Origin of the sequence: Ochrobactrum sp. S1502_03 (assembly GCF_044435015.1) — a bacterium.
Classification (GTDB): Bacteria; Pseudomonadota; Alphaproteobacteria; order Rhizobiales; family Rhizobiaceae; genus Brucella; species Brucella chromiisoli.
Genome location: NZ_JAYEXN010000028.1, coordinates 1 through 22,990, shown reverse-complemented (window position 1 = coordinate 22,990; position 22,990 = coordinate 1). Strand labels below are relative to the sequence as shown.

Below are 22,990 nucleotides of genomic sequence, written 5' to 3'. Positions count from 1 at the left end.
GGATACTGAGATGGCTAAGATTTCAAGGCAGCAATATTCGGATCTTTACGGTCCGACGACCGGCGACAAGATTCGCCTCGGCGATACGGACCTTTATATTGAGATTGAAAAAGACCTTCGTGTTTATGGCGAAGAAGCTGTGTATGGCGGCGGTAAAACGCTGCGCGATGGCATGGGGTATGACAATGAATTGACGAGCGCAGCCGGTGCGCCCGATCTGGTCATTACCAACGTGACCATCGTTGACCCTATTCAGGGTGTTATCAAGGCGGATGTCGGCATTAAGGACGGCCTGATCTACGGGATCGGTAAAGCTGGCAACCCCTCCACCATGTCGGGTGTCACGCTGCCGCTTGGGCCGGGAACGGATGCCATTTCAGGCGAACATCTGATCCTGACCGCTGGCGGTATCGATGCGCACGTTCATTTCATTTCGCCCCAGCAGGCTGAAGCCGCGCTCAGCAATGGCGTGACCACGCTGTTTGGTGGCGGCATTGGCCCGACAGATGGCACCAACGGTACGACCATCACGCCGGGAACGTGGAACATCGAAATGATGTTGCGCTCCTTTGATTCATGGCCGGTCAATGCCGGTGTGCTTGGTAAGGGCAATTCATCATCGGCATTGTCGATCGAAGAGCAGATTCGCGCCGGTGCCATGGGGCTTAAAATCCATGAAGACTGGGGCAGTACCCCAGAGGCTATCCGCACATCGCTGACCGTTGCCGATGAATATGACATTCAGGTCTGTATTCACACGGATACGCTCAACGAAGCCGGTTTTGTTGAAAATACCATTGCCGCTTTCGAAGGCCGCACCATTCACACCTATCACACCGAAGGTGCGGGCGGCGGACATGCGCCTGACATTATTCGTGTTGCAGGTCAGTCAAACGTTATTCCGAGCTCGACCAATCCGACGCTTCCTTATGGCATCAATTCGCAGGCCGAATTGTTTGACATGACGATGATCTGCCACAATCTGAGCCCGAAAATTCCAACCGACGTGGCCTTTGCTGAAAGCCGTGTCCGCCCGGAAACCATCGCTGCTGAAAACGTTCTGCACGATATTGGCGCGATTTCCATTCTCTCCAGTGACAGTCAGGCCATGGGCCGCGTCGGTGAAAACTGGATGCGGACCATTCAAACTGCACATCTGATGAAAACCCGCTTTGGTGCCTATGAAGGCGACAAGTCGGGCAATGACAATCAGCGCGTCTTGCGTTTTGTTTCCAAGGTGACAATCAATCCGGCGATTGCACAGGGCGTCTCTCATGTTGTCGGCTCGATTGAAATTGGCAAAATGGCAGACTTGGTGCTTTGGGAACCCGCCTTTTTCGGCGCGAAGCCCAAAATGGTTATCAAAGGCGGCATGATCTCATGGGCGCTGATGGGGGATCCGAACGCATCGCTTCCAACGCCACAGCCAGTCATCTATCGTCCGATGTATGGCTCATTTGGATCGGCTTTGCCGAAAACCCGCGCGACATTTACCTCGCTGGCTGGTTTCGATGCCGGTATCGTCAATCGTTATGAACTGAAGTCACAGGTCATCCCTGTCTACGGCACCCGCGCTATCAGCAAGGGCTCGATGGTTCGTAACAATGCTTTGCCGACCATTGAAGTTAACCCGGAAACATTTGCTGTTACCGTTGATGGCAAACATGCGACTGTTGAGCCTGCAACCAATGTTCCTTTGACGCAGCTTTACTTCTTCAGTTGATAAGACGCTCTCGGGAGGGAGCGAAAACGTTCCCTCCTGTTTTGATTTTGGATGCAAACACCGAATAGTGCTGGTCTTGCCGCATTTTCGACTGCCGATATGAAGCGCCTGCTTCCGGAGGAATTATGATTCTCGTTGAGAAAACACTCGGTAATATCAAGGATTCTGTGTGGCATGAGCGTTCGCATCATGCGCAGGTTGACTATCTCGCCCTTGAGCAGTGGGAAGCACCGAAAAGCCGTCTGCGCAAGGCGAGTGAAGGTGGCGTTGAGCTTGCAATCTCTTTGCCGCGGTCCGAGCATCTGCATGATGGCGATGTGCTGCATTATGATGAAGCCGCGAAACTCATTGTTGTGGCACGTATTGCCCTCAAAGAGGTGATGGTTATTGAGCTTGAAGGTTTGGAAGAGCTCGCGCCGCAGGACATCCTGCGCATTTGCTTTGAACTCGGCCATGGGCTGGGTAATCAGCATTGGCCAGCCGTGATCAAAGGCTCAACCGTCTATGTACCGCTGTCTGTTGATCAGAAGGTGATGGCATCGGTGATGCGCACGCATGCTTTTGAAAGAGTGAAGACCTATTTCGCTCCTGGCGAGGAGATTGCTGCAAAGCTCGATGCGAAGGAAGTTCGTATGCTCTTTGCCGGCGCCGATGCGACCCCGCATCATCATCATGATTTGCATAAGCATTCTCATGAACATCATCATGGTTCGGAAGCGCACACCCATGAACACAGTCATGAGCACACCCATGATCACGATCATGGGCATGAGCATCACCACGGGCACCATCACCACAGGTAAGTAATGTCAGGCATACAGAAAAGCGAACCACGTTGCGGGCAGGACATGGTTCTTCTGGCGAGATTGCTGCAATTTTCAGATTCAACCTTGCCGGTTGGTGCATTCGCATTTTCAAATGGGCTTGAATCCGCTTTGCAGACTGAGGTCGTAACCAATTCGGCAAGCTTGCATCAGTTCGTCGAGCTCGTTGTGCGTCAGGCTGCCCATATGGATGGTATCGCTTTTCTTCATGCGCATCGTGCCATTGTGGCGGGTGATTATGACAGCGTGCTTGCTGCGGATCATGAGATATGGAATCGCCGGGTTGGCGAAGAACAGCAGATGATGCTTGCGAGAATGGGAAAGAAATTCGCTGAACTCTCTCTCAAGATCAGCGATTTCCCACAGCTTGAGCGCTGGCTGAAAGACATTAAATCAGGCGAAACGCCGGGTTGTTTTCCAGTTGGTCAGGCGCTCGCGCTGGCGCATATGGGCGCGGATGAGAAACAGGCATTTGTTGTGCATCAATACGGCGTTGCGTCGATGGTTCTCAGTGCCGCGGTTCGACTGATGCGGATCGATCATCTGGATACGCAGCGCATATTATTTGCTTCGCAAAGCCGTGTTGAAAGCGACTATGCTGATGTGTGTGGTCTGGCGCTTGATGAAATGTCCAGTTTCGCGCCCGTCTTTGATGTTCTGGTTGCGCATCACACAAAAACGCATGTCCGGCTATTTATGAATTAAGGCATGTCTCCCACCGTCGAAATCGATTTTGTGAGACTTGCTTTCGGAAATTCAAACAGGAATGAACCATGAAAAAAATCACGCGTATTGGTATTGGTGGACCTGTCGGTTCGGGCAAGACGGCGGTTATTGAAACCATCACCCCACGGCTCATTGAGATGGGTATCAAGCCGCTCATTATTACCAACGACGTTGTTACGACTGAAGATGCCAAGCAGGTCAGGCGCACACTCAATGGCATTCTGATTGAAGAAAAAATCGTTGGCGTTGAGACCGGCGCGTGCCCGCATACGGCGGTGCGTGAAGACCCGTCGATGAATATCGCTGCGGTTGAAGAGCTTGAGGAAAAATATCCCGACAGTGATGTGATCCTGATTGAATCGGGCGGCGATAATCTCACGCTGACATTCAGCCCAGCACTCGCTGATTTTTACATCTATGTGATTGACGTTGCGGCCGGAGACAAAATTCCACGCAAGAATGGCGCTGGCGTCTGCCAGTCGGATATTCTGGTCATCAACAAGAAGGATCTGGCGCCTTATGTCGGTGCAAGCCTTGAGGTTATGGATCGCGATTCCAAACTGATGCGCGGCAAGAAGCCTTTTGTTTTCACCAATTGCAAAACCGGTGAAGGCATTGACGATCTGATGCAACTGATCCTTGATATGGCTCTGTTTGACGTGAAACCGGTTCAGGCGTCTCAAGCCTCTCAGGCGGCTGGGTAATGTCATGAGCTTACACGAGCGACTAAGCCGACTTGATGCAGCCCGTGAACTGAGCGGGTATCATACGCAGCCTGCACAGATGCGTGCTGCCGGACCCGGCAAAATCGGCGAATTGCGTTTGGGCTTCTCCTTACGCAATGGTCGCTCGGTACTGCACGATCTTTATCGTGTGGCCCCGCTTCTGGTGCAACAGGCGCTTTACTGGGACGAGGCGATGCCGGAATTGCCGATCTGCTCAATCATTTCGATTGGCGGCGGCATTCTTCAGGGGGATCGCTACAAGATCGATATTCATGTGGGTGAAGGCGCATGTGCTCAGGTCACATCACAGGGCGCTAATCGTGTTCATCAGATGGATGCCAATTATGCTTCACAATATCAGACCGTGACGGTGGAAGCAGGGGCATATCTGGAATATCTCCCTGATTTTACAATTCCCTATCGCAATTCCCGCTTCATCAATCAGACCGATATTGTGATTGATGAGAGTGCGACGCTCATCTATGGCGAGATGATGATGACGGGACGCAAGCATCATCATGAAAGCGAGCGTTTTGGTTTCGATCTGCTTTCCATGCTGATCTCGGCAAAGCGGCCAGACGGCAAGTGCCTGTTTACAGATAAGGTCCTGATTGAAAAGGGCAATCCGACCATCGATTTTGCTGCGGTCATGCGTGGCTACGACGCGTTTGCAAATATCATCTGCATAACGCCGCCCGATGTTGCTGCGCGGATCAAAGAGCGTGTTCAGGTGAACTTCAGTACCGACGCGCCACGCGCAATATCCGGGGTGTCAGCGCTGCCCAACAATGCGGGGCTCATTTTGCGCGCTGTCGGCATGGAGAGCTACGACGTGCGCGCTGAAGTGCGCAATTTCTGGCAGATTGTTCGGGAAGAGGCGCGCGGTCGCACGTTACCAGAGGAATTCCTTTGGCGTTAAAGCACTTGTGCTCAAAAAGTGCGAAGCGATTTTGTGGTGGGTAATGCGTGAAGGCAAATAGACAGAGCGGAGATCTGGCTAAGAGGGGTTATCGAAATGGCAGACAAGAAAGTGAGTTTTCCAATCGCCTGCCTGCGTGGGGCGGGACAGGTGTTCTTTATGGAGAATGCCTTTACCGGATTGCTGTTTGTTGCTGCAATTGCTTATGCATCCTATGCAACGGGCGGCTGGGCAATCACAATTGGTGCAGTCGTTGGTCTCATCGTCGCTACATTGACCGCACAATTGCTTGATTGCGATAAGCCATCCATTCATTCGGGCCTGTTTGGTTTTAATGGCATTCTTGTTGGTGTTGCTTTGCCGACATTTATCGCGGCCACGCCTCAACTCTGGTTTTATATCATCATCGGCTCGGCGCTCAGCACCGTTATCACAGCAGCATTCGGCGCAACGCTTACCAAAAGCTGGGGCATTCCGGGGTCTACAGGGCCATTTGTTTTGACGGGCTGGCTCATGGTTGCGGCTGCTTATTCTTTTGGCGCGCTTGATGTCACTGGCGACAGTCCCAAACTCGCCTCAGATTATTTGCAGGGGGCCGCTACAATTCCCGCAAATATTGAGCTGGTGCAAATTTTCTTCCGCAATATTGCGCAGGTCTTTTTGCTTGGCAACGAGGTCAGCGGCGCTTTAATTCTGCTCGGCATTTTTGTGGCGTCGAGGCAGGCAGGTATTGCAGCAGCGCTTGGATCGCTGATCGCGATGATAACCGCCATTGGCATGCGTGCTGATCCTGCGGTCGTCATTCAAGGGCTTTATGGTTTCAGTTCTGTTCTGACAGCCATTGCCGTGGGCGTTGTTTTCCTGAAGACGGATGGAAAGGTGATTGCCTATGCAGTGCTTGCAACCATCGTTACTGTTTTCATTCAAGGCGCTTATGATGTGATTATGTCTCCGATGGGACTGCCATCCTTCACGGCGCCCTATGTGCTCACACTGTATCTGTTTATCGCGCCGAAGAAGCTACTTGCACCGCATCCACATAAGCCGGTGGCGCAGCATCTGGTTAAAGATAACTAGATTTTCTTGTTAAAATTCAAATAGTTCAGAGTTCCAAATCTGAAGGAAAATAACATGCAGTCTATCAGCGCAGGCGATACAGCCTTTATTCTAATCTGCACCGCACTGGTGTGCATGATGACTCCCGCACTGGCCTTGTTTTATGGCGGACTTGTCCGCCAGCGTGATGTTCTTTCCATCATGATACAGAACTTTGTTTGTATGGGCGTGGTTGGCCTCATCTGGGTTTTTGGTGGGTTCAGTCTGGCTTTCGGTCCGTCCATAGGCGGCGTCATTGGTGATATCACCACCTATTTTGGCATGTATCATGTCGGTATTGAGCCAAATCCAACTTATGCAGCAAACGTTCCCTTCATTATGGTGTTTGCGTATCAGATGATGTTTGCGATCATTACGCCTGCGCTGATGACAGGGGCCTTTGTCGGACGCTTCAAGTTCGGGGCTTATCTGTTCTTTATCGCATTTTGGACGATCCTAGTTTATTTGCCAGCAGCCCACTGGGTTTGGGGCGGCGGGTTCCTTGCGAAACTTGGCGTTGTTGATTTCGCCGGCGGCATCGTTATTCATGCCTCCGCGGGCTTTTCAGCACTGGCCGCAGCCAAATATCTTGGAAAGCGCAAACTCGCTCCCGGCGAAACGGAATCGCGGCCTGCAAGCCTGCCACTTGTGGCCATCGGTGCCGGTCTTCTGTGGTTTGGCTGGTTTGGCTTTAATGCCGGCGGCGCATATGCAGCCGATGCGCTCGCGGCTTATGCTTTCACCAACACCATGCTTGCAGGCTCCATCGCTATGCTTGTCTGGATGTTCTGGGAATGGAAGGAATCCGGTCGTCCGTCCTTCTCCGGTGTTCTTGTGGGCGCAGTGACGGGTCTTGCAACGATTACACCTGCTGCAGGTTATGTGGAGCCGATCACAGCGCTTCTCATCGGTGCTATCGGCGCATCGGTCTGCTTTAATGCCAAATATGTGCAGAAATGGCTCAAAATTGATGACACATTGGAAGTCTGGCGTGCGCACGGCGTGGGTGGCATGACCGGCGCGGTCCTGATCGGTGTTACCGCGAGCTCCCATATCAACGCTGTGTCGGCAAGTGCCTATCAGCTTGGTATTCAGGTTCTGGCGGTTGTTATCGTTGCTGCTTATGCCTGGATTATCACGATGATCCTGCTAAAAATTCTGGATGCTTTTGGTCATCTGCGGGTGCCTGATGATATTCAGCGTGAAGGTTTGGATGACGAGCTTTATGGCGAAAATGCTTTCAGCTTGTGGGGCATGAAAAGACAGATGGATAAGTAATCTGGCATTATTTATTCGGAAAAGCATAAGTGAGCCCGTGTAAGATATTTCACGGGCTCGTTTGGCCTGCCTAGCAGTTGAATATCAATAAAAGTTTGAACTTTACCTATAAGTATATTGCGCCCGCCAAACACCCTCAGTAAGATGATTCTGTAAAAAGATCATACTTCGGAGAGTGCGATGAATTGGGTGTCGGTTGCGATTGCAGCGATTGTGACATGGGGTGCTGCGACACAGGCATGTGCCGCGCCAAAAGACAGCCTTGTTCTGGCAATCGGCGGCGAGCCGGATAATGGATTTGATCCTCTGGCGGGTTGGGGTGGCTATGGAAACCCCTTGTTTCAATCGACCCTTTTGCGGCGCGATGTCGATCTTGGCACTGTCCCTGATCTTGCAACCGAGTGGAAACTCTCCGACGACCGTAAAGTCTGGATCATCAAGCTGCGTGACGATGTGCGCTTTTCCGATGGATCGCCGCTCACTGCGGAAGATGTTGCATTCACATTCAATACCGCCAAAGCATCAGCCAATGCGATTGATCTGAGTGTCATGGAAAAAGCGGAAGCCGTTGATAAAAACACGCTTCGTATTTCGCTCAATAAACCATGGATCACTTTTGTTGAGGCGTTTTACACACTCGGCATTGTTCCGGCTGCGACCTATGGAACGGAATATGCACGCAAGCCGATCGGCTCCGGGCCTTATAAACTGGTCGCGTGGAATGAAGGTGAACAGCTTATCGTCGAGCGCAATGACGCCTATTATGGTGACAGAGGACCGTTTGAGAAAATTACGTTCCTTTTCACGGGTGAAGCGCCGGGGCTTGCGGCTGCAAATGCTGGCGCGGTTGATATGGTTGCCGTTCCTGCACAGCTTGCCGACACCATTCCCAATGGATTTAAGGCTATACCGGTTCAGACCGTCGATAACAGAGGGCTCAGCCTGCCTTTTGTAAAGCCGCATGACGTGAATGGTCGCAAAGTGGGCAATGCAGTGACTTCCGATCCTGTCGTCCGCAAAGCGATCAATATGGGGCTGGATCGGAAGCTCATTGTCGATGTGGCGCTTCATGGTCATGGAACGCCAGCATTCGGTCCTGCCGATGGATTGCCGTGGGCAGGTAAGGCGGATACCGTCGAGTTCAATCTGGATGCTGCAAAAGCGCTGCTCGATGAAGCGGGCTGGGTTGCCGGTGATGATGGCATTCGATCCAAAGACGGCATAAGAGCCGCTTTCCCGATCAATTACCCTGCCAGTGATGCAACCCGGCAGGCATTGGCTGAGACATCAGCCGAATTACTGCGCCCATTGGGTATTGATGCGACGCCAAAAGGTGGAAGCTGGGACGCGATTGAACGCGTCATGCATTCCGAGCCTGTGGTTTTTGGCTTTGGCAGTCACTCACCCTACCAGCTTTATAGCCTCTTTGCTGAAAAGCTGCGCGGGGTCGAATATATGAACCCAAGCTATTATGCGAACAGCCAGGTTGAAGCGCTTTTTGAGAAAGCGCAGGGCGCAGAAAGTCTTGAAGCTTCGCTGCCTTATTGGTCGCAGGCTGCTGATTATTATGGTCTGAAGGGCGACAATTCATGGGCGTGGCTGGTCAATCTCGATCATGTCTATCTGGCCAATAAATGTCTCGATATTGGAAAAACCCAGATCGAACCGCATGGGCATGGCTGGCCGGTGACTGCAACAATTGCAAACTGGCGGTGGACCTGCGAGTGAATGTTGCGATCATCACTTTAATTGCATTGCGGGTTTTGCGCCTTGGCGCCTTGGTCGTGTGCGTTGCTTTCGCAGTGTTTTTGCTGATGAAAGCTTCGCCGATCGATCCGGTTGACGCTTATCTCGGACCAGCCATGGCCTATGTCGGTCCTGAACAGAAGATGCAGATTGCCGCCATCTGGGGGCTGGATCGTCCTATTTATGAGCAGTTTGCGCGATGGGCAGGAAATATTCTGTCGGGCGATCTGGGTTTCAGCATCACATACAACGCACCGGTAAGCGAAGTGATGAGCAGCCGCATTGGCGCTTCGCTGACATTGACGGGGCTTGCATGGCTTTTGTCCGGTCTTCTTGGCTTTGCCCTTGGACTGGTTTCAGCAGCTTATGAGGGGCGCTGGATCGACCGCACCATCCGATTGTACTGTTATATTCTTGCGGCAACGCCAACGTTCTGGCTCGCCATGCTGATGCTGGCGCTGTTCTCGGTTAAGCTCGGCTGGACACCAATCTGTTGCGCAGGTCCGATTGGCGTTCCTTCTGACCAGGTGAGTTTTCTTGAGCGTGTCCAGCATCTGATATTGCCATTATCGGCATTGACGCTTTTCGGGGTTGCGCAGATTGCTCTGCACTCCCGTGCCAAGCTTATTGAAGTGCTGCAATCGGATTATATCACGTTTGCGCGTGCCCAAGGCGCGCGTCAGGGCGACATTATCCTGCGTCACGGTGTTCGAAATGCCGCTTTACCAGCCCTGACGGTGCTCTTTGCTTCAATAGGCGAGATTTTTGGCGGGGCCATTTTGGCCGAACAGGTTTTTGCATGGCCGGGATTGGGACGTGCCACGGTTGAAGCAGGCATTCGGGGCGATGTGGCTCTGCTGCTTGCCATCGCAATGCTCATGACTGTGATTGTTTCGACCGGGAATATGATTGCCGATCTTCTGTATCGCGTTGTTGATCCACGATTGAGAGAGGGAGCATGATGTTCATCCCTCTCAATGGACGCATACGTGCATTGATCAGTGCGCTGTTTTCGCTGGCAATAATCGTTGCGATCTCTATTGCTGCATGGGCCTATGGTGAAACGGGTATTCGCTCCGATTTTGCGATACGCAATATGGAACCCTCCCTTTCGCACTGGTTTGGAACGGATCAGATGGGACGGGATATGTTTGCCCGTACATTGCACGGTCTTACGCTGAGCCTGCGCGTTGGAATTCTTGCCGCAGGCTTTTCCGTGGTCATCGCCCTTGTGATTGTCCTTTTATCAGGCCTTGGTAAAACTGCGGATGCGATTGGCAGTTTTGTCACCGATGGCATGCTGGCTATGCCGCATTTTGTTTTGCTTATTCTTATAAGTTTCGCACTGGGTGGCGGTACGGGGGCAGTTATTATCGCCGTTGCGATCTCTCACTGGCCACGTTTCGCGCGTATTCTGCGCGCTGAACTCATACAGGTGCGTGCCGCACCTTTTGTCGAAGCATCGCGCAGTTTTGGAAAATCGCGCCACTTTATCTTGATAAACCACATTCTTCCGCATCTGTTGCCGCAAATGCTTGTTGGCTTTCTGCTGATGTTTCCGCATGCAATTTTGCATGAAGCCGGTCTGACCTTTCTGGGATTTGGGCTTGAACCATCGCGGCCAGCCATTGGCATTATGCTCTCAGAAGCGATGCGTCATATCAGCGGTGGCCGTTGGTGGCTGGCGCTTTTTCCCGGTTTGGCTTTATTGATCATGGTGCTGTGCTTTGACGTGCTCGCCAATGGATTGCGCCGCCTGACCAGTCCGAGGGAGGCTCAGACCTGATGCTTGAAATCAATAATCTTTGCGTTTCGTTTCGTCGCTATAACGGTTTTTTTAGCCAGGATATGATTACCCGGCTGTCGGATATTCACCTCAGTATTGCGCCGGGCGAGATTGTTGCAATGATCGGGCATTCAGGGGCCGGGAAAAGTCTGCTTGCTCATGCGATTTTGGGACTTTTGCCAAACAATGCCATTGCGGAAGGCGATATTTGTTTTCACGGAAAACCGTTGTGTAAGAAGAGCTTGAGTGAAAAGCGTGGCCGGGAAATCGCGCTTCTGCCACAACAAACGACTTATCTTGACCCAACGGCAAGTGTCGGTGCGCTGATTGGCTGGGCCGCAAACCGCGCTGGCAAGCCGCCTGCGATTGAAAGTCGCCTGATGGATGTGGGCTTGAGTGCTGATGTTGCCCGCCTTTATCCGCATCAGCTTTCAGGAGGCATGGCGCGGCGCGTTTTGATGGCACAGGCGATCTCCGGCGGGGCTAAATTGCTGATCGCAGATGAGCCGACAGCAGGGCTGGATCCCACCAATCGCGATATTATTCTGGCTAAACTGCGCAAACATGCTGATGAAGGCGGTGCCGTCTTGCTCATCACACATGATTTGATTCCTGTCCTTTCCTATGCGGATCGTATTGCGATTCTGAATGACGGGAAAATGTGTTGTCTGGCGCCAACATCAGCCTTCAGCGGAAGAGGAGAAACGCTCGGTTCTACCTATGCGCAATCACTCTGGCGTGCGCTGCCACAAAATGACTTCCATGCCTATGCTTGAAGCAAAAAACATCACGGCCGGCTATGGCAAACGAACGATCTTCACCGATGTTTCGCTGAGCCTGAGCGCGGGAACAATCTATTGTATTTCGGGACCATCGGGCTGCGGCAAGACCACGTTGGGTCGTATTCTTGCGGGGCTGAACCGTCCTGTTTCCGGTGCAGTCTCTTTTGGTCAGCAAAACCTATCGGACGCAAAACTTTGGCCGGTACAATATCTCTATCAGTCGCCGCTTGCAGCGATGAATCCACGCTGGCAGATCCGAAAAATCATTGCTGAATCTGGTCCGGTCGATCCCGATATTGCGCGGACTCTTGGCGTTGAAACAGAATGGGAAAACCGTTATCCGCACGAGTTGTCAGGCGGACAATTACAGCGTGTCTCAATCCTGCGCGCACTTGGCGCAAAACCTGCATTTTTGATTGCTGATGAAATTACCTCGGCGCTCGACCCCGTTGCACAAGCACAGATATGGCAACTGTTGTCGATGCTTGCAGAGAAGCACAGTCTTGGTATTGTCGCGATCAGCCATGATGAGAGCCTGCTTTCAAGAATAGCTGGCGCAAACAATCACTTCCGATTGGGTCGGTAGAGACGTGGACAAAAAAAGCCGGGAAAAATTCCCGGCTTTCTGACTATTATGCAATCACACAGGTAATCTCTGGCGGACCAAGGTCGTCCAATACGAAGCCCCCCAGGCAATCACATCGTCGTTAAAGTCATATTCCGGGTGATGCAGATTGGCACTTGGACCATTGCCAATATTGATCATTGCGCCCGGCACTTCATTGAGCATGAATGCAAAATCTTCGCCGCCAAGAGTGGCGGGCATGTCGCGCGCGACGCGGTCCGCACCGGAAACCGCCTCAGCGGCGAGGGCTGCCAGTTCGGTTTCACGTTCGTGATTGATGGTGACGGGATAATTACGCTGATAATCAAGTGTGGCCTTCGCGCTAAAAGCATCAGCAATACCAGCAACAGCACGCGTCAGCCGCTCCTCGATGTGATTGCGCACTTCTTCGCGCAATGTGCGGACTGTACCGGTCAATTTAATCTTCTGCGGAATGACATTAAAGGCGTCACCGCCATGAAGCGTGGTGATCGAAATGACGGCGGAATCAAGCGGATCGATGGTGCGTGCGCTCAAGGTCTGAATCGCCTGAATAAGCGCTGCCGTCACCGGAATTGGGTCAATCGTATGATGCGGGGAGGCGGCATGTCCGCCAACACCTTCGATGGTTATCTCCAGCACATCGACCGAGCCCATGATCGGACCGGAGTTGATAATGAAGTCACCGACCGGCAGGTTTGGACGGTTATGCATGCCGTAAACTTCATTGACCGGCCAGCGCTTGAAAAGGCCGTCATCAATCATCGCTTTGGCACCCGCGCCGCCTTCTTCCGCCGGCTGGAAGATCACAATGACGGTGCCGTCGAAAGCGCGGCTTTTTGCCAGTTCACGTGCCGCGCCTAAAAGCATCGTCGTGTGACCATCATGGCCGCAGGCATGCATTTTACCCGGAATTTTTGAGGCCCATTCAGCGCCGGTTTCTTCATGGATTGGCAGCGCGTCCATATCGGAGCGAAGGGCAATAGCGCGGCCTGATTTGTTGGTCTGTCCGTGAATGACACCGACAACGCCGGTGCGGCCAATGCCGGTCACGACTTCATCAAGGCCTGCCGCACGCAGCGCTTCCGCGACTTTTTCCGCTGTGCGATGAACATCATAGAGCAGTTCCGGATTTTCATGCAGATCACGTCGGAAGGCAATCAGTTCGTCGAGCTGGTTCGAGGTCCAGTTTTCAACCGGCATATCAGGCTCCTTTTTCTGCAGCGTCGAGTGTGTATCGGAAGTCGCAATGACTTGCGCCCTGCATGATGGTCTGGGTGCGTTCAAGCTTCATTTCCGGATTGTAGCCAATGCAGAAATCGCCATCGCGATTACATGATAGAAGGTGCCCGATATGGCCCAGTCCCATATCCCGGTACATTTCTGAATAGCGGCAGCGCTTTACATTGAAATCGAAATGATCTTTGCCCTGTGACAGCACTTCAATTTCCAGCGCATCATCCTTGGTCCAAAGCGGTAGAATATCGGCAAAGTCCTGAAGGTCCGGCGTGTGGCCCAGTTCCTGCGCAAAACTGCGACCCTGTTCAATCGCCGAGCGCGTTACCGCTTCGCCGATGGCAGCCTGAGCTTCTTCCTCGCCTGACCGCTCGCGAAGAACCTCATAAACATTTTTAAGAACAAGCGCCTCAATGCGGCGACGTTCGAGAATTGGCATCTGATTCATGGATCAACCTTTCGCATGAATGTTATTCAACTTCGCTTATAACTGAGGCTCTGTTTTATCCTTACGCCGCAACCAGGCGAGATAGAACGGCGCAATCTTTCGCGCAATTTTGTGGAAGGGCAGAGGGGCAGGGTCTGAAATCGGAAGTGCGAGCTCCTGTAATGGTTCGCCATCAAGCGCGCGTGCAAATTCGCGTCCAAGTGCTGTGCCAAGCGCGACCCCGCGGCCATTGCAGCCTATCCATGCCCAGCCGTTGGTTCCAAGCTGATGCATGCGCGGAAAGCGATCCCACGTCATGCCGATATAGCCGCTCCAGACATGGGTAATTTCGGGTTCACCCAAGGCCGGAAATGCTTCTGCCATATTGCGGGCGGCTTTGCGTTTGACGCGTTCGGCAACATTATAATCACCCATCACCACGCCGCCGGTGATCAGCCGGTTACGCGCGTCATAGCGGAAAAAGCGCAGATCGCCGCGTGTATCAGAGACAGCTTGACGGCCCGGAAGAATTGTTGCACGCAGAGTATCACTGAGCGGGGCCGTTGCCATTTGCCATGAAAGAACCGGCACGATGGAGCGCGCCAGACGCGGTGCAAGGCTTTCACGCAATTCGCCTGTATAGGCATTGGTTGCAAGCAAAAAGCCTTTTGCACGAACCGTTGCATTACCAACGCGCACGATCCAATGGTCGCCTGTTCTTTCGAAAGATGTGACAGGGCTTTGCTCATGGATGATCGCGCCGTGACGCTCCGCAGCAGCGGCCAGACCACGCGCAAGGGCGAGCGGATTGATGTGGCCACCCGTTGGGTTAAACATGCCACCATACCAGAAATCGCTGCCCAACAACTTCGATGTCGCGGTGCTATCAAGATATTGCGCTGGAAAGCCAAACCGCTTCCATGCCTCCACACGTGATTGCGATAGTTTCACGCGGCCCGGTGAATGCGCAGGCTGGAACCAGCCGGTCTGTTCAGCCTCGGCATGGATGTTTTCGTTACGGATGATGGAAAAAAGAATGTCGGCACTGTTGCCGATCAATTTTGCAAACCGTGTTCCGGCATCGCCATACCGTGCGGCAATGGCGTCTGGTTCTGCGGCGGTCATTGTCGGAATAACCTGACCATTGTTGCGTCCCGATGCACCCCAGCCAACAGCTTTTGCTTCAAGCAGGATCACCCGTTTGCCACGTTTCGCAAGATGAAGTGCTGCTGATAGGCCCGTGAAGCCACCGCCTACAATGACGAAATCCGCTTCCGCATCGGCTTTGATTGGCGCAGAAGGAACGCGCTCGGGTGCGGTTGCAGCCCAGATGGAAGGAGGAAATTGGATATTCTGCATAGGGGCGTGAACCTTCATTCTGTGCTGTCAAAGCGCGGCGGCGTCCAGCTTTTGCCGGGGATTGAGGCAAGAAGGCGCTGTGTATATTCGTGCTGCGGATGAGCAAAAACTTCGGCTGTCGGTCCGGTTTCAGCAATTTCGCCTTTCGACATCACGATGATGCGGTCGCATAATTGGGATGCGACGCGCAGGTCATGTGTTACGAAAAGAAGCGAGAGGTTGAGCCGTTCACGCAGATCGGCAAGAAGCCGCAAGACCTGTGCCTGAACCGAGACATCAAGCGCGGAAACCGGCTCGTCAGCCACGATGATGCGTGGTTCCAGTGCCAATGCCCGTGCGATGCCAATGCGCTGGCGTTGGCCGCCGGAGAATTCGTGCGGGAAACGATCAGCCGCAGCCGGTGAAAGCTCGACCAGTTCAAGCAGGTCGCGCGCTTTCGCATGCGCCTGTCTTTTTGGCATACCGTGGACGATTGGTCCCTGTGCAATCAGATCGACGACACGGCGGCGAGGATTGAGTGATGCCATCGGGTCTTGAAAGACCATTTGAATATCCTTGCGCATGGCGCGCACTTCGCGCGGGCTTGCACTGAGGAAATCGCGGCCATTCAAATCGACCTTGCCGCTGTCCGCTTCCAGAAGCCGCGTGACAATGCGCGAGACGGTGGTCTTGCCAGAGCCGCTTTCGCCGACCACACCGAGGGTTTCGCCTTGTCGCAGTTCGAAGGACAAGTCTTTTACAGCTGGCACAGCACTGCGTTTGCCACTGAATATTCCACCGCGCGCCCTGAATGTTTTGGACAAAGCATCCGCTTTAAGAACGACGGGCTGAGCATCACCGAATGGTCGAACGGCAGGTGGTATCAGCGCGGGAACGGCTGCGATAAGGGCTTTCGTATAGGGATGTTGCGGGTTGTTGAGCACATCCTTTGCTGGCCCTTCCTCAACAAGTTCTCCAAGCCTGAGCACAGCAACGCGATCGGCAATTTCTGCCACTACGCCAAAATCATGCGTAATGAACAAAATACCGGTGCTCTGTTCGCGTTGCAGATCACGGATGAGTTTGAGAATCTGCGCTTGTGTGGTCACATCAAGCGCAGTGGTTGGCTCGTCCGCGATGAGAAGGCGTGGCTTGAGGATCAGCGCCATGGCGATCATTACCCGCTGACGCTGCCCGCCGGAAATCTGGTGGGGATAGGCATTATAGGCCGACTGCGGATCGGGAATTTTGACGTCATGCAAAATGTCCATAACCGCGGTGCGACGCTCTTTTCGGCCAAGCCTGGTGTGTAGCCGCAGCACTTCATCAATCTGCCAGCCAACCGTCTTTTGCGGATTAAGCGCTGTCATCGGTTCCTGAAAAATCATGCCGATGCGGTTTCCCCGCAGAGCCTTCATTTCCTTTTCGCTCAGCGCGTAAAGATCGGTGCCTTCAAGCAGAACCGTGCCATTGGTAACGCGCACATGTGGTTCGGGCAGTAGGCGCATGATCGCGCCTGCGGAGAGCGACTTGCCTGAACCGCTCTCACCAACGAGGCAGACAATCTCACCCGGATTGACGGTTAATGTCAGGTCATGCAAGGCAAACGGACGGTCCGCACCGGTTGGGAGCGCTATTTGCAGATTTTTAATTTCAAGAACCGGGCTGGCTGTCATTTTTTCTGTCTCGGATTAAGCGCATCGTTGAGTCCCTCGCCGAGCAGACTGAAGGAGAGGACGGTCAGCAGAATGGCAATGCCGGGAATGACCGAGCAGAACCAGTCTGTGCGCAACACCGCGCGGCCCTGACCGATCATGTTGCCCCAGCTTGCATAATTGGGATCGCCCAGACCAAGAAACGCCAATGCGCTTTCCATCAGAATGGCTGTTGCCATCACGACGGATGCAAACACGATCACCGGCGGCAATGCATTGGGCAGAATTTCGCGGAAAATGATCGATGCGTTTCCAATACCTAAGTTGCGCGCCGCATCGACAAACTCACGTTTGCGAAGGGCCAGAAATTCAGCGCGTACCATGCGCGCAGGTGCCGTCCATGAAACAATGCCGATGCAAATGATAATGTTTTCAATGGATGATCCGAAGATTGCTACCAGTGCCAGCAACAAAACGAAACTTGGAACCGTCTGGAAAGCTTCTGTAACGCGCATCAGAACATCATCGACCCATCCGCCATAATAGCCGGCAAAGGCGCCAATCAGCACTCCGATGAAGATGGAAATGAGCGTGGCCACCACGCCGATCAGCAATGATATGCGGGCACCGTGAAAAATGCCGGACATGATGTCACGACCAAGCTGGTCAGTTCCGAGCGGTGTAGCCATATTCACGAATGGCCAGACAAGCGGATCACCGGCACGGCGCAGCGGATCGCCGGGTGTGATCACGTCAGCGAAAACTGCGATCAGCACAACAAGAATGAAAAGCAAAAGACCGAGCACGGCAGCGCGGTTGCGTTTGAACCTCTGCCAAAGAATCTTTGTGCGGGAGGTCTGCGGGCGCGGGAGAGTGAAGTCTTGCGATGTCATGACAATTCGATCCTGGAATCAAGCCGCGCATAGATAAGATCGGTGAGGAAATTGACGATGATGACAAGAATGGAGCACAGGAAGATAATGCCCATCAATGTGTTTATATCGCGTTTTATCACCGACATATAAGCAAGCTGGCCAAGTCCCGGTAGAGAGAAGATTGTCTCAATAACCACGGAGCCGCCAAGCACGGTGGAGAATTGAAGTCCGAGCAATGTGACAACCGGCAACAGCGCATTGCGCATGATGTGGTGAAACATAAGACGCGTGCCACTTGCACCCTTTGCGCGTGCGGTGCGCACATAATCAAGGTCTTCGACTTCCAGAACGCTGGTGCGCATCAAGCGCATATAAAATGCCAGATAAATCAGTGCCAGCGCTGTGGTTGGCATGATGAGGTGCATTGCAATATCGACCACATTATCCCAGCCCGAATAGAAGGCACCCAGCGTCTTCAATCCGCCCACCGGCAGCCAGCCAAGCTTGACGGAAAACACCAGCATCAGAAGAAGGCTGAAGAAAAAGCTCGGCATCGCATAGAAAATGAGGCCGAGTGTTGAGATTGCATTATCGGTCAGCGTATAGGCGCGGCGCGCAGCAATTGCGCCCAATGCAACGCCGAAAATAAAGGCCACCGAGAGCGAGGAAACCATCAGGAGCAATGTGGGCACCAGACGGCTCATCAGCACATCCCAGACGGGCAGCTCGTAAACATAAGACCAACCAAAATCCAGCTGTGCGATTTTGCTCATATAAAGCCCGAGTTGCATCCACACAGCCTGGTCAAGACCATATTCGGTCCGCAGATTGGCAACGAATTGCGGGTCCGCCCCGCCCATGTCACCGACAAGCGCGTCAACGGTATCGCCGGGGGCAAGCTTTATAATCAGAAACGACCCGATCATGATGAGAAGTATGACGGGGATCGCCTGCAAAATGCGCCGCAGCGCAAAACGCAATAGGGGAGGCAGGGGCATGACGGAGCATCCGATGGATTTTATAGGCAATACCGCCGACGGACTGTCCACCGACGGTATTGTTTGTTCAGTTTATTGGTCGATCCACAGATCGTACCAGCTTGAAGAATCCCAACGTGGCGTGTTGTGGTGGTTCTTCAAAGCCTTGTTGGTGACGCCGATGAACGGATGCTCAATGGCGAAAATAACCGGCAGATCTTTCATTTCGAGCTGCTGAACCTGATGGTAAAGCGCTGCACGCTTTGCAGGGTCGAGCTCGGATGCGGCCTGATCGATCAGACTGTCCATTTCGTCCGACTTGTAATCGAACTGGTTTGACCATGCGGTCCCGGCCGGAGTGCCGGACCGCAGCCAGACTGTGGTTGAGACGGCCGGATCCGAACGGAATTGGTGCCAGCCACTGGCCGTGTCAAAATCATGATCGCGATAGACACCATTGAGAAAGCCCGGCGCATCATTGGTCACGAGCTGAACATCGATGCCCACTTCTTTCATGGCTTGTGCATAATATTCAGACCAGAGTTGGGTATATTCGCCCCATGGTGCTGCGCGATGGCGCAATTTGAAGCGGATGCCGTCCGGCCCTACTGGATAGCCAGCTTCATCAAGCAGTTGCTTGGCTTTTTCAACATCATAAGGATAGGTCTGAACCTGATCGGTGTAATTTGCACCACCCGAACTTGGGATCGGGCCACGGCCCGGCTTGGCATAGCCCCGCATGATCGACTGGATCGCAAAATCGATGTCGAGGGCGTGGTAGATCGCCTGACGAACTTTCAGATTTGCTAGGATCGGATTGCGCAGATTAAATTCAACGGTCGAGTGAGCGACGTTGTTTTCAAAGCCCTTGGTGCCTGTGTCGAAACGGCCATCTTTTGCAAGGCGCTCTGTATCCGACATGGAGATGCCGTTGAAAGCAGTTTCCATGATTTCGCCTGATTCAAGCGCTGCTGCAGCGGCCGCCTTGTCCGGCATGAAGCGCCAGATTACGCGATCAAGATACGGATATTCCTTACCGCGCCAGTAATCGTCATTGCGCTGAGCAATGATGTGCTGTCCGCGCTCATATTCAACGAATTTGAATGGGCCAGTGCCGACAGGTGCCGAGTTATACTTGTTCTTGAGGATATCGGTGCCTTCATAAAGGTGCTTGGCGACAGGATGGCCAAGGTCAGGCATCGCGGCGACCAGAAGATCAAGCGGCATCGGCTTTGAATAACGGAAAACAGCCGTGTGCGGGTCTGTGCAATCGACAGCTTCCAGATTGGCCTGAAGCGTTGTCGAATAGTTGAGCAGCTTCTTCCACAGATTCATCGCACTGAACGAAACATCATCGCAGGTGAAAGGCTCGCCATCATGCCAGCGTACATTTTCGCGCAGCTTAAAAGTAATTTCCTTGCCGTCTTCCGATGAAGCCCAGCTTGTCGCCAGCACAGGCACATAGCCTTCATAGGTGCGATCGATCAGTGGCTCCATGATACGGCCCGTGATCTGATAAATACCTGTGGAGGCACGCAAGGCCGGATTAAGGATACCCTGCTCGGTATTCATATGGACGATGACTGTGCCGCCGCGTTTCACGTCTTCAGCATGGGAGGGTGCCGTTGTGAGCGAAAAAGCAGCGAGAAACAGGCCAAGGCCAGCTTTCCTGATATGCATTGATGTTCCCCTAAAAGAACGTTGAGGGAGGGCTTTCCAGCCTCTTTTCCCGCAGGTTCCATTCTTGTTCAAGTCCCTGATTTTGCTAGAAAATGCCTGATTCCAGCTTGAATGTTCTATGCAAGCACGCCTATGCTAGAATCTATATGAAAAATGTCAATATAAACTAACATTTGTCTCAAAAATGGAAAATTATATCGGAATTTCTGCGTTAATAAGTCTCAATTTCTTCAACGCAGGTTTGTCACAGCGCGCGTTGCGTTGCTTTGCATAAGTGTGTGCCATAACTTTCGCTGAAAGAACGAATTCACTGCCTGTAAAGAAAAAGGAGAGCTTGTATGTCCCATCCTGTCAAAGGTGTTGATCACATCTTCCTGCTTGTTAAAAATCTGGAGCAGAGTGCTGAGCAATATCGCCGTCTTGGTTTTACGCTCAGCCCTCGTGGTCTTCACAGCAAGGAAAAAGGCTCCGGCAATTATACAATCATGTTCCCGAAGGATTATTTCGAGCTTTTGGGTATGGTTGCTGAAACGCCCGGAAATCTGCATCTACGTGAGAAGCTTTCTGCACAGGGGGAAGGTGTGCATGCCGTAGCCTGCCGCATCGATAGCGCGTCACAGGCTAAAGCGGAACTGGCGGCTCTTGGACTTGAAACAGGGAACGTGGGGGCCTTTTCGCGTCCGGTTCAGTTGCCGAATGGCGGTGAGGGCGTTGCGGCTTTTGAGACTGTTTCATTTGCCGATCAGGAAGTGCCGCAGGGCATGGTTTTCATGTGCCAGCATAAGACACGTGAGACTGTTTGGCTTCCTGAGTTGATCGAGCATGAAAATGGTGCAAACGGATTATCGGCAGTGCTGGCAGTTTCTACTGATCCTGAAGCATCGGCGAACGGCTTTGCAAAGCTTTTTGCTGAAGGAAAAGCAACAGGCAGCGGCGGCGAGTGGCGCGTTTCCACGGGGCCGGACTCTGCTGATATTCTTGTTTATGATCGTCCTCATGCGGAGCAACTCTATGGAGCTGCGGCGTTGGACAAGACTTCGGTTCAAGCATTTTCCGGCTTGCGTCTTCGCGTAGCATCGCTCGACAAGACCCGCGCAGTTCTTAATGCCAATCATGTCCCTTATACTGAAAGATCAGGCAATATTGTCATTTCACCCGATGAGGCGAATGGGACAATTCTCGAATTTACGCTCTGAATGACAGCATTTCCAGCAAAAGTGCGCAGCAGTTTTGCGTGGGATGATGTGTGAAAATAAACAGATAGAGCATTTCCAATGATTCAATCAAACAGGAAATGCACTAGGGCTTTGTCGCAAAATTTTCACTTCTCCAGAGCTAAATTCGGATCAACGGCATATTTGAGTGAGGTGAAGGGCAATGTCGATTGATTTCAAAGGAGCTCATTTCCCTAAAAGTGTGATCCTCTATGCTGTTTACTTTTACGTCCGTTATGCGGTCTCGGATCGAGACCTTCAGGAAATTATGGCTGAGCGTGGTGTTGACGTTGACCATGCAACACTGAACCGTTGGGTGGTTCTATATTCTCCGCAGATCGCGGAACAAACTCAGAAACGCAAACACCCAACGCTTGGATCCTGGCGTGTTGACGAGACCTACATAAAGGTCAAAGGGAAATGGACGTATTTATATAGGGCCGTTGATCGTGACGGACACACGCTCGATTTCATGCTCTCTGAACGTCGAAACCTTGGCGCTGCACGGCGTTTCTTTAAGAAAGCCATTGCAAGCAATGGTGTTCCGCACAAGGTCGTCCTTGATAAAAGCGGAGCGAACTTCGCTGGCGCACAGGTTGTCAATAGTATCCTGAAGATCACCGGTACGGGCAAAGTGATGGAAATCTTGCAGGTCAAATATCTAAACAATATTCTTGAGCAGGATCATCGGTTCATCAAGCGGATCACCAAACACATGTTAGGCTTCAAAGCGTTTCATTCAGCATCAGCTACAATTGCCGGTATTGAAGTGGCCCACATGATTCGCAAAACCGATTCGCAAACGACCACCGCTCGCCATTCGAAGTCTTTGCCGAACTCGCAGGATAATTGCGTCAAAAGGTCAGGCCGCCTTTAACCTGTGAAAATTTGCGACACAGCCAAAAAGAGCACAAACGATGCCGATTGTCTGATCAAATATCTGGCGAGGTTCGATCTCAATTTCGATGGAGTGAGAATCCGAGTTCAAGACTCTTGACGGTGCCAGAGTCCAGTAGCTGACCGTGCCTTTTCGAGAGTCGTTCTCAAAACCTGACAGTCCGGCTACGGCCCCATTCTGGTCATTAATCTGGCAGTATGACTTTGCTAAACAGTTCAGGTATTGTCGTTTTCATGTTCCGGCAATCCAGCTTCTCACCCTTAGTGTTTTTGTCTCCTGCTTTGTGCCAACAGATGTTGGCAGCAAGTCCTCTTGCTATTAATGGAATGTAGCTTCTGTTTTATTGTGAGGAGAACGGCGGTATTTCATTAACGCAGTCGCTGGGTGTCAATCGGCGTTTAAACGGGACCCCTTATCGGCGTCCAAAAAGTACCCCTCCTTTAGGTTGCAAGGTTTAGCGTGCGCGGGCCCGTAACTTTAAA

The 22,990-nt window shown here is 52.5% G+C and carries 20 protein-coding genes and 1 pseudogene; 14 read left to right on the top strand and 7 right to left on the bottom strand.

Annotated features, from left to right (window positions below; genetic code table 11):
* The first annotated feature begins 10 nt into the window (after nucleotides 1–10).
* From VBH83_RS15195 to VBH83_RS15140, 12 genes are all read left to right on the top strand, one after another.
* Entirely contained in the window at nucleotides 11–1,723 is a 1,713-nt protein-coding gene (locus tag VBH83_RS15195) for an urease subunit alpha (RefSeq protein ID WP_265985812.1), read from the top strand.
* A gap of 125 nt (nucleotides 1,724–1,848) precedes the next feature.
* Nucleotides 1,849–2,526 carry an urease accessory protein UreE gene (gene ureE / locus VBH83_RS15190; RefSeq protein ID WP_265985811.1) on the top strand — a complete coding sequence of 226 codons (678 nt, stop codon included), beginning with the start codon at nucleotides 1,849–1,851 and terminating at the stop codon, nucleotides 2,524–2,526.
* A gap of 3 nt (nucleotides 2,527–2,529) precedes the next feature.
* Entirely contained in the window at nucleotides 2,530–3,252 is a 723-nt protein-coding gene (locus tag VBH83_RS15185; protein WP_265985809.1) for an urease accessory protein UreF, read from the top strand.
* Nucleotides 3,253–3,320: 68 nt separating this feature from the next.
* Entirely contained in the window at nucleotides 3,321–3,977 is a 657-nt protein-coding gene (ureG, locus tag VBH83_RS15180) for an urease accessory protein UreG (protein ID WP_265985808.1), read from the top strand.
* A gap of 4 nt (nucleotides 3,978–3,981) precedes the next feature.
* Nucleotides 3,982–4,917: an urease accessory protein UreD gene (locus VBH83_RS15175; RefSeq protein ID WP_265985806.1), complete on the top strand. Its 936-nt coding sequence runs from the start codon at nucleotides 3,982–3,984 to the stop codon at nucleotides 4,915–4,917.
* 96 nt (nucleotides 4,918–5,013) lie between these two features.
* Nucleotides 5,014–5,994, top strand: a complete 981-nt coding sequence (yut, locus tag VBH83_RS15170; protein WP_265985804.1) for an urea transporter — start codon at nucleotides 5,014–5,016, stop codon at nucleotides 5,992–5,994.
* A 54-nt stretch (nucleotides 5,995–6,048) separates the two neighbouring features.
* Nucleotides 6,049–7,290 (top strand): ammonium transporter, encoded by a 1,242-nt coding sequence (locus tag VBH83_RS15165; RefSeq protein WP_265985803.1) that lies wholly within the window; start codon nucleotides 6,049–6,051, stop codon nucleotides 7,288–7,290.
* Between the two features lie 180 nt (nucleotides 7,291–7,470).
* Nucleotides 7,471–9,018: an ABC transporter substrate-binding protein gene (locus VBH83_RS15160; RefSeq protein ID WP_265985802.1), complete on the top strand. Its 1,548-nt coding sequence runs from the start codon at nucleotides 7,471–7,473 to the stop codon at nucleotides 9,016–9,018.
* Nucleotides 9,015–9,998, top strand: coding sequence for an ABC transporter permease (locus tag VBH83_RS15155; RefSeq protein ID WP_265985801.1), 984 nt, complete (start codon nucleotides 9,015–9,017; stop codon nucleotides 9,996–9,998). Before VBH83_RS15160 ends, VBH83_RS15155 begins: the two co-directional genes overlap by 4 nt.
* Entirely contained in the window at nucleotides 9,995–10,822 is an 828-nt protein-coding gene (locus tag VBH83_RS15150; protein ID WP_265985800.1) for an ABC transporter permease, read from the top strand. Before VBH83_RS15155 ends, VBH83_RS15150 begins: the two co-directional genes overlap by 4 nt.
* A complete protein-coding gene (locus tag VBH83_RS15145; protein WP_265985799.1) occupies nucleotides 10,822–11,598 on the top strand; it encodes an ATP-binding cassette domain-containing protein in 777 nt (258 codons plus the stop codon). Before VBH83_RS15150 ends, VBH83_RS15145 begins: the two co-directional genes overlap by 1 nt.
* Nucleotides 11,591–12,190: an ABC transporter ATP-binding protein gene (locus tag VBH83_RS15140; protein WP_265985797.1), complete on the top strand. Its 600-nt coding sequence runs from the start codon at nucleotides 11,591–11,593 to the stop codon at nucleotides 12,188–12,190. Before VBH83_RS15145 ends, VBH83_RS15140 begins: the two co-directional genes overlap by 8 nt.
* A gap of 54 nt (nucleotides 12,191–12,244) precedes the next feature.
* Here the strand turns inward: VBH83_RS15140 and VBH83_RS15135 are convergent, their stop codons facing one another.
* The 7 genes from VBH83_RS15135 to VBH83_RS15105 all read right to left on the bottom strand — a co-directional run bounded on the left by VBH83_RS15135 (nucleotide 12,245) and on the right by VBH83_RS15105 (nucleotide 20,396).
* Nucleotides 12,245–13,411 carry a M20 aminoacylase family protein gene (locus VBH83_RS15135; protein ID WP_396998477.1) on the bottom strand — a complete coding sequence of 389 codons (1,167 nt, stop codon included), beginning with the start codon at nucleotides 13,409–13,411 and terminating at the stop codon, nucleotides 12,245–12,247.
* Nucleotide 13,412: 1 nt separating this feature from the next.
* Nucleotides 13,413–13,892 carry an L-2-amino-thiazoline-4-carboxylic acid hydrolase gene (locus VBH83_RS15130; RefSeq protein WP_396998475.1) on the bottom strand — a complete coding sequence of 160 codons (480 nt, stop codon included), beginning with the start codon at nucleotides 13,890–13,892 and terminating at the stop codon, nucleotides 13,413–13,415.
* A gap of 36 nt (nucleotides 13,893–13,928) precedes the next feature.
* Entirely contained in the window at nucleotides 13,929–15,230 is a 1,302-nt protein-coding gene (locus VBH83_RS15125; RefSeq protein WP_265985793.1) for an FAD-binding oxidoreductase, read from the bottom strand.
* A gap of 14 nt (nucleotides 15,231–15,244) precedes the next feature.
* Nucleotides 15,245–16,885 (bottom strand): ABC transporter ATP-binding protein, encoded by a 1,641-nt coding sequence (locus tag VBH83_RS15120; RefSeq protein WP_265985792.1) that lies wholly within the window; start codon nucleotides 16,883–16,885, stop codon nucleotides 15,245–15,247.
* Nucleotides 16,882–17,757 (bottom strand): ABC transporter permease, encoded by an 876-nt coding sequence (locus VBH83_RS15115; protein ID WP_265985790.1) that lies wholly within the window; start codon nucleotides 17,755–17,757, stop codon nucleotides 16,882–16,884. The genes VBH83_RS15120 and VBH83_RS15115 overlap by 4 nt, the downstream gene beginning before the upstream one ends.
* On the bottom strand, nucleotides 17,754–18,737 hold the full coding sequence (locus tag VBH83_RS15110) for an ABC transporter permease (RefSeq protein ID WP_396998472.1): 984 nt from the start codon (nucleotides 18,735–18,737) through the stop codon (nucleotides 17,754–17,756). Before VBH83_RS15110 ends, VBH83_RS15115 begins: the two co-directional genes overlap by 4 nt.
* Nucleotides 18,738–18,809: 72 nt before the next feature.
* Nucleotides 18,810–20,396, bottom strand: coding sequence for an ABC transporter substrate-binding protein (locus VBH83_RS15105; protein WP_265985787.1), 1,587 nt, complete (start codon nucleotides 20,394–20,396; stop codon nucleotides 18,810–18,812).
* A 338-nt stretch (nucleotides 20,397–20,734) separates the two neighbouring features.
* Between VBH83_RS15105 and VBH83_RS15100 the strand changes: the two genes are divergently transcribed.
* Both VBH83_RS15100 and VBH83_RS15095 read left to right on the top strand, forming a co-directional pair.
* On the top strand, nucleotides 20,735–21,592 hold the full coding sequence (locus tag VBH83_RS15100; RefSeq protein ID WP_265985786.1) for a VOC family protein: 858 nt from the start codon (nucleotides 20,735–20,737) through the stop codon (nucleotides 21,590–21,592).
* Nucleotides 21,593–21,773: 181 nt separating this feature from the next.
* Nucleotides 21,774–22,459 (top strand): annotated as a pseudogene (locus VBH83_RS15095) (IS6 family transposase).
* The last annotated feature ends 531 nt before the right edge of the window (nucleotides 22,460–22,990 follow it).

Excerpts from the sequence above, each read along its gene's own strand:
- VBH83_RS15195 (WP_265985812.1), top strand. The coding sequence starts at position 11 with ATGGCTAAGATTTCAAGGCAGCAATATTCGGATCTTTACGGTCCGACG.
- ureE (WP_265985811.1), top strand. The coding sequence starts at position 1,849 with ATGATTCTCGTTGAGAAAACACTCGGTAATATCAAGGATTCTGTGTGG.
- VBH83_RS15185 (WP_265985809.1), top strand. The coding sequence starts at position 2,530 with ATGTCAGGCATACAGAAAAGCGAACCACGTTGCGGGCAGGACATGGTT.
- ureG (WP_265985808.1), top strand. The coding sequence starts at position 3,321 with ATGAAAAAAATCACGCGTATTGGTATTGGTGGACCTGTCGGTTCGGGC.
- VBH83_RS15175 (WP_265985806.1), top strand. The coding sequence starts at position 3,982 with ATGAGCTTACACGAGCGACTAAGCCGACTTGATGCAGCCCGTGAACTG.
- yut (WP_265985804.1), top strand. The coding sequence starts at position 5,014 with ATGGCAGACAAGAAAGTGAGTTTTCCAATCGCCTGCCTGCGTGGGGCG.
- VBH83_RS15165 (WP_265985803.1), top strand. The coding sequence starts at position 6,049 with ATGCAGTCTATCAGCGCAGGCGATACAGCCTTTATTCTAATCTGCACC.
- VBH83_RS15160 (WP_265985802.1), top strand. The coding sequence starts at position 7,471 with ATGAATTGGGTGTCGGTTGCGATTGCAGCGATTGTGACATGGGGTGCT.
- VBH83_RS15150 (WP_265985800.1), top strand. The coding sequence starts at position 9,995 with ATGATGTTCATCCCTCTCAATGGACGCATACGTGCATTGATCAGTGCG.
- VBH83_RS15145 (WP_265985799.1), top strand. The coding sequence starts at position 10,822 with ATGCTTGAAATCAATAATCTTTGCGTTTCGTTTCGTCGCTATAACGGT.
- VBH83_RS15140 (WP_265985797.1), top strand. The coding sequence starts at position 11,591 with ATGCTTGAAGCAAAAAACATCACGGCCGGCTATGGCAAACGAACGATC.
- VBH83_RS15135 (WP_396998477.1), bottom strand. The coding sequence starts at position 13,411 with ATGCCGGTTGAAAACTGGACCTCGAACCAGCTCGACGAACTGATTGCC.
- VBH83_RS15130 (WP_396998475.1), bottom strand. The coding sequence starts at position 13,892 with ATGAATCAGATGCCAATTCTCGAACGTCGCCGCATTGAGGCGCTTGTT.
- VBH83_RS15125 (WP_265985793.1), bottom strand. The coding sequence starts at position 15,230 with ATGCAGAATATCCAATTTCCTCCTTCCATCTGGGCTGCAACCGCACCC.
- VBH83_RS15120 (WP_265985792.1), bottom strand. The coding sequence starts at position 16,885 with ATGACAGCCAGCCCGGTTCTTGAAATTAAAAATCTGCAAATAGCGCTC.
- VBH83_RS15115 (WP_265985790.1), bottom strand. The coding sequence starts at position 17,757 with ATGACATCGCAAGACTTCACTCTCCCGCGCCCGCAGACCTCCCGCACA.
- VBH83_RS15110 (WP_396998472.1), bottom strand. The coding sequence starts at position 18,737 with ATGCCCCTGCCTCCCCTATTGCGTTTTGCGCTGCGGCGCATTTTGCAG.
- VBH83_RS15105 (WP_265985787.1), bottom strand. The coding sequence starts at position 20,396 with ATGCATATCAGGAAAGCTGGCCTTGGCCTGTTTCTCGCTGCTTTTTCG.
- VBH83_RS15100 (WP_265985786.1), top strand. The coding sequence starts at position 20,735 with ATGTCCCATCCTGTCAAAGGTGTTGATCACATCTTCCTGCTTGTTAAA.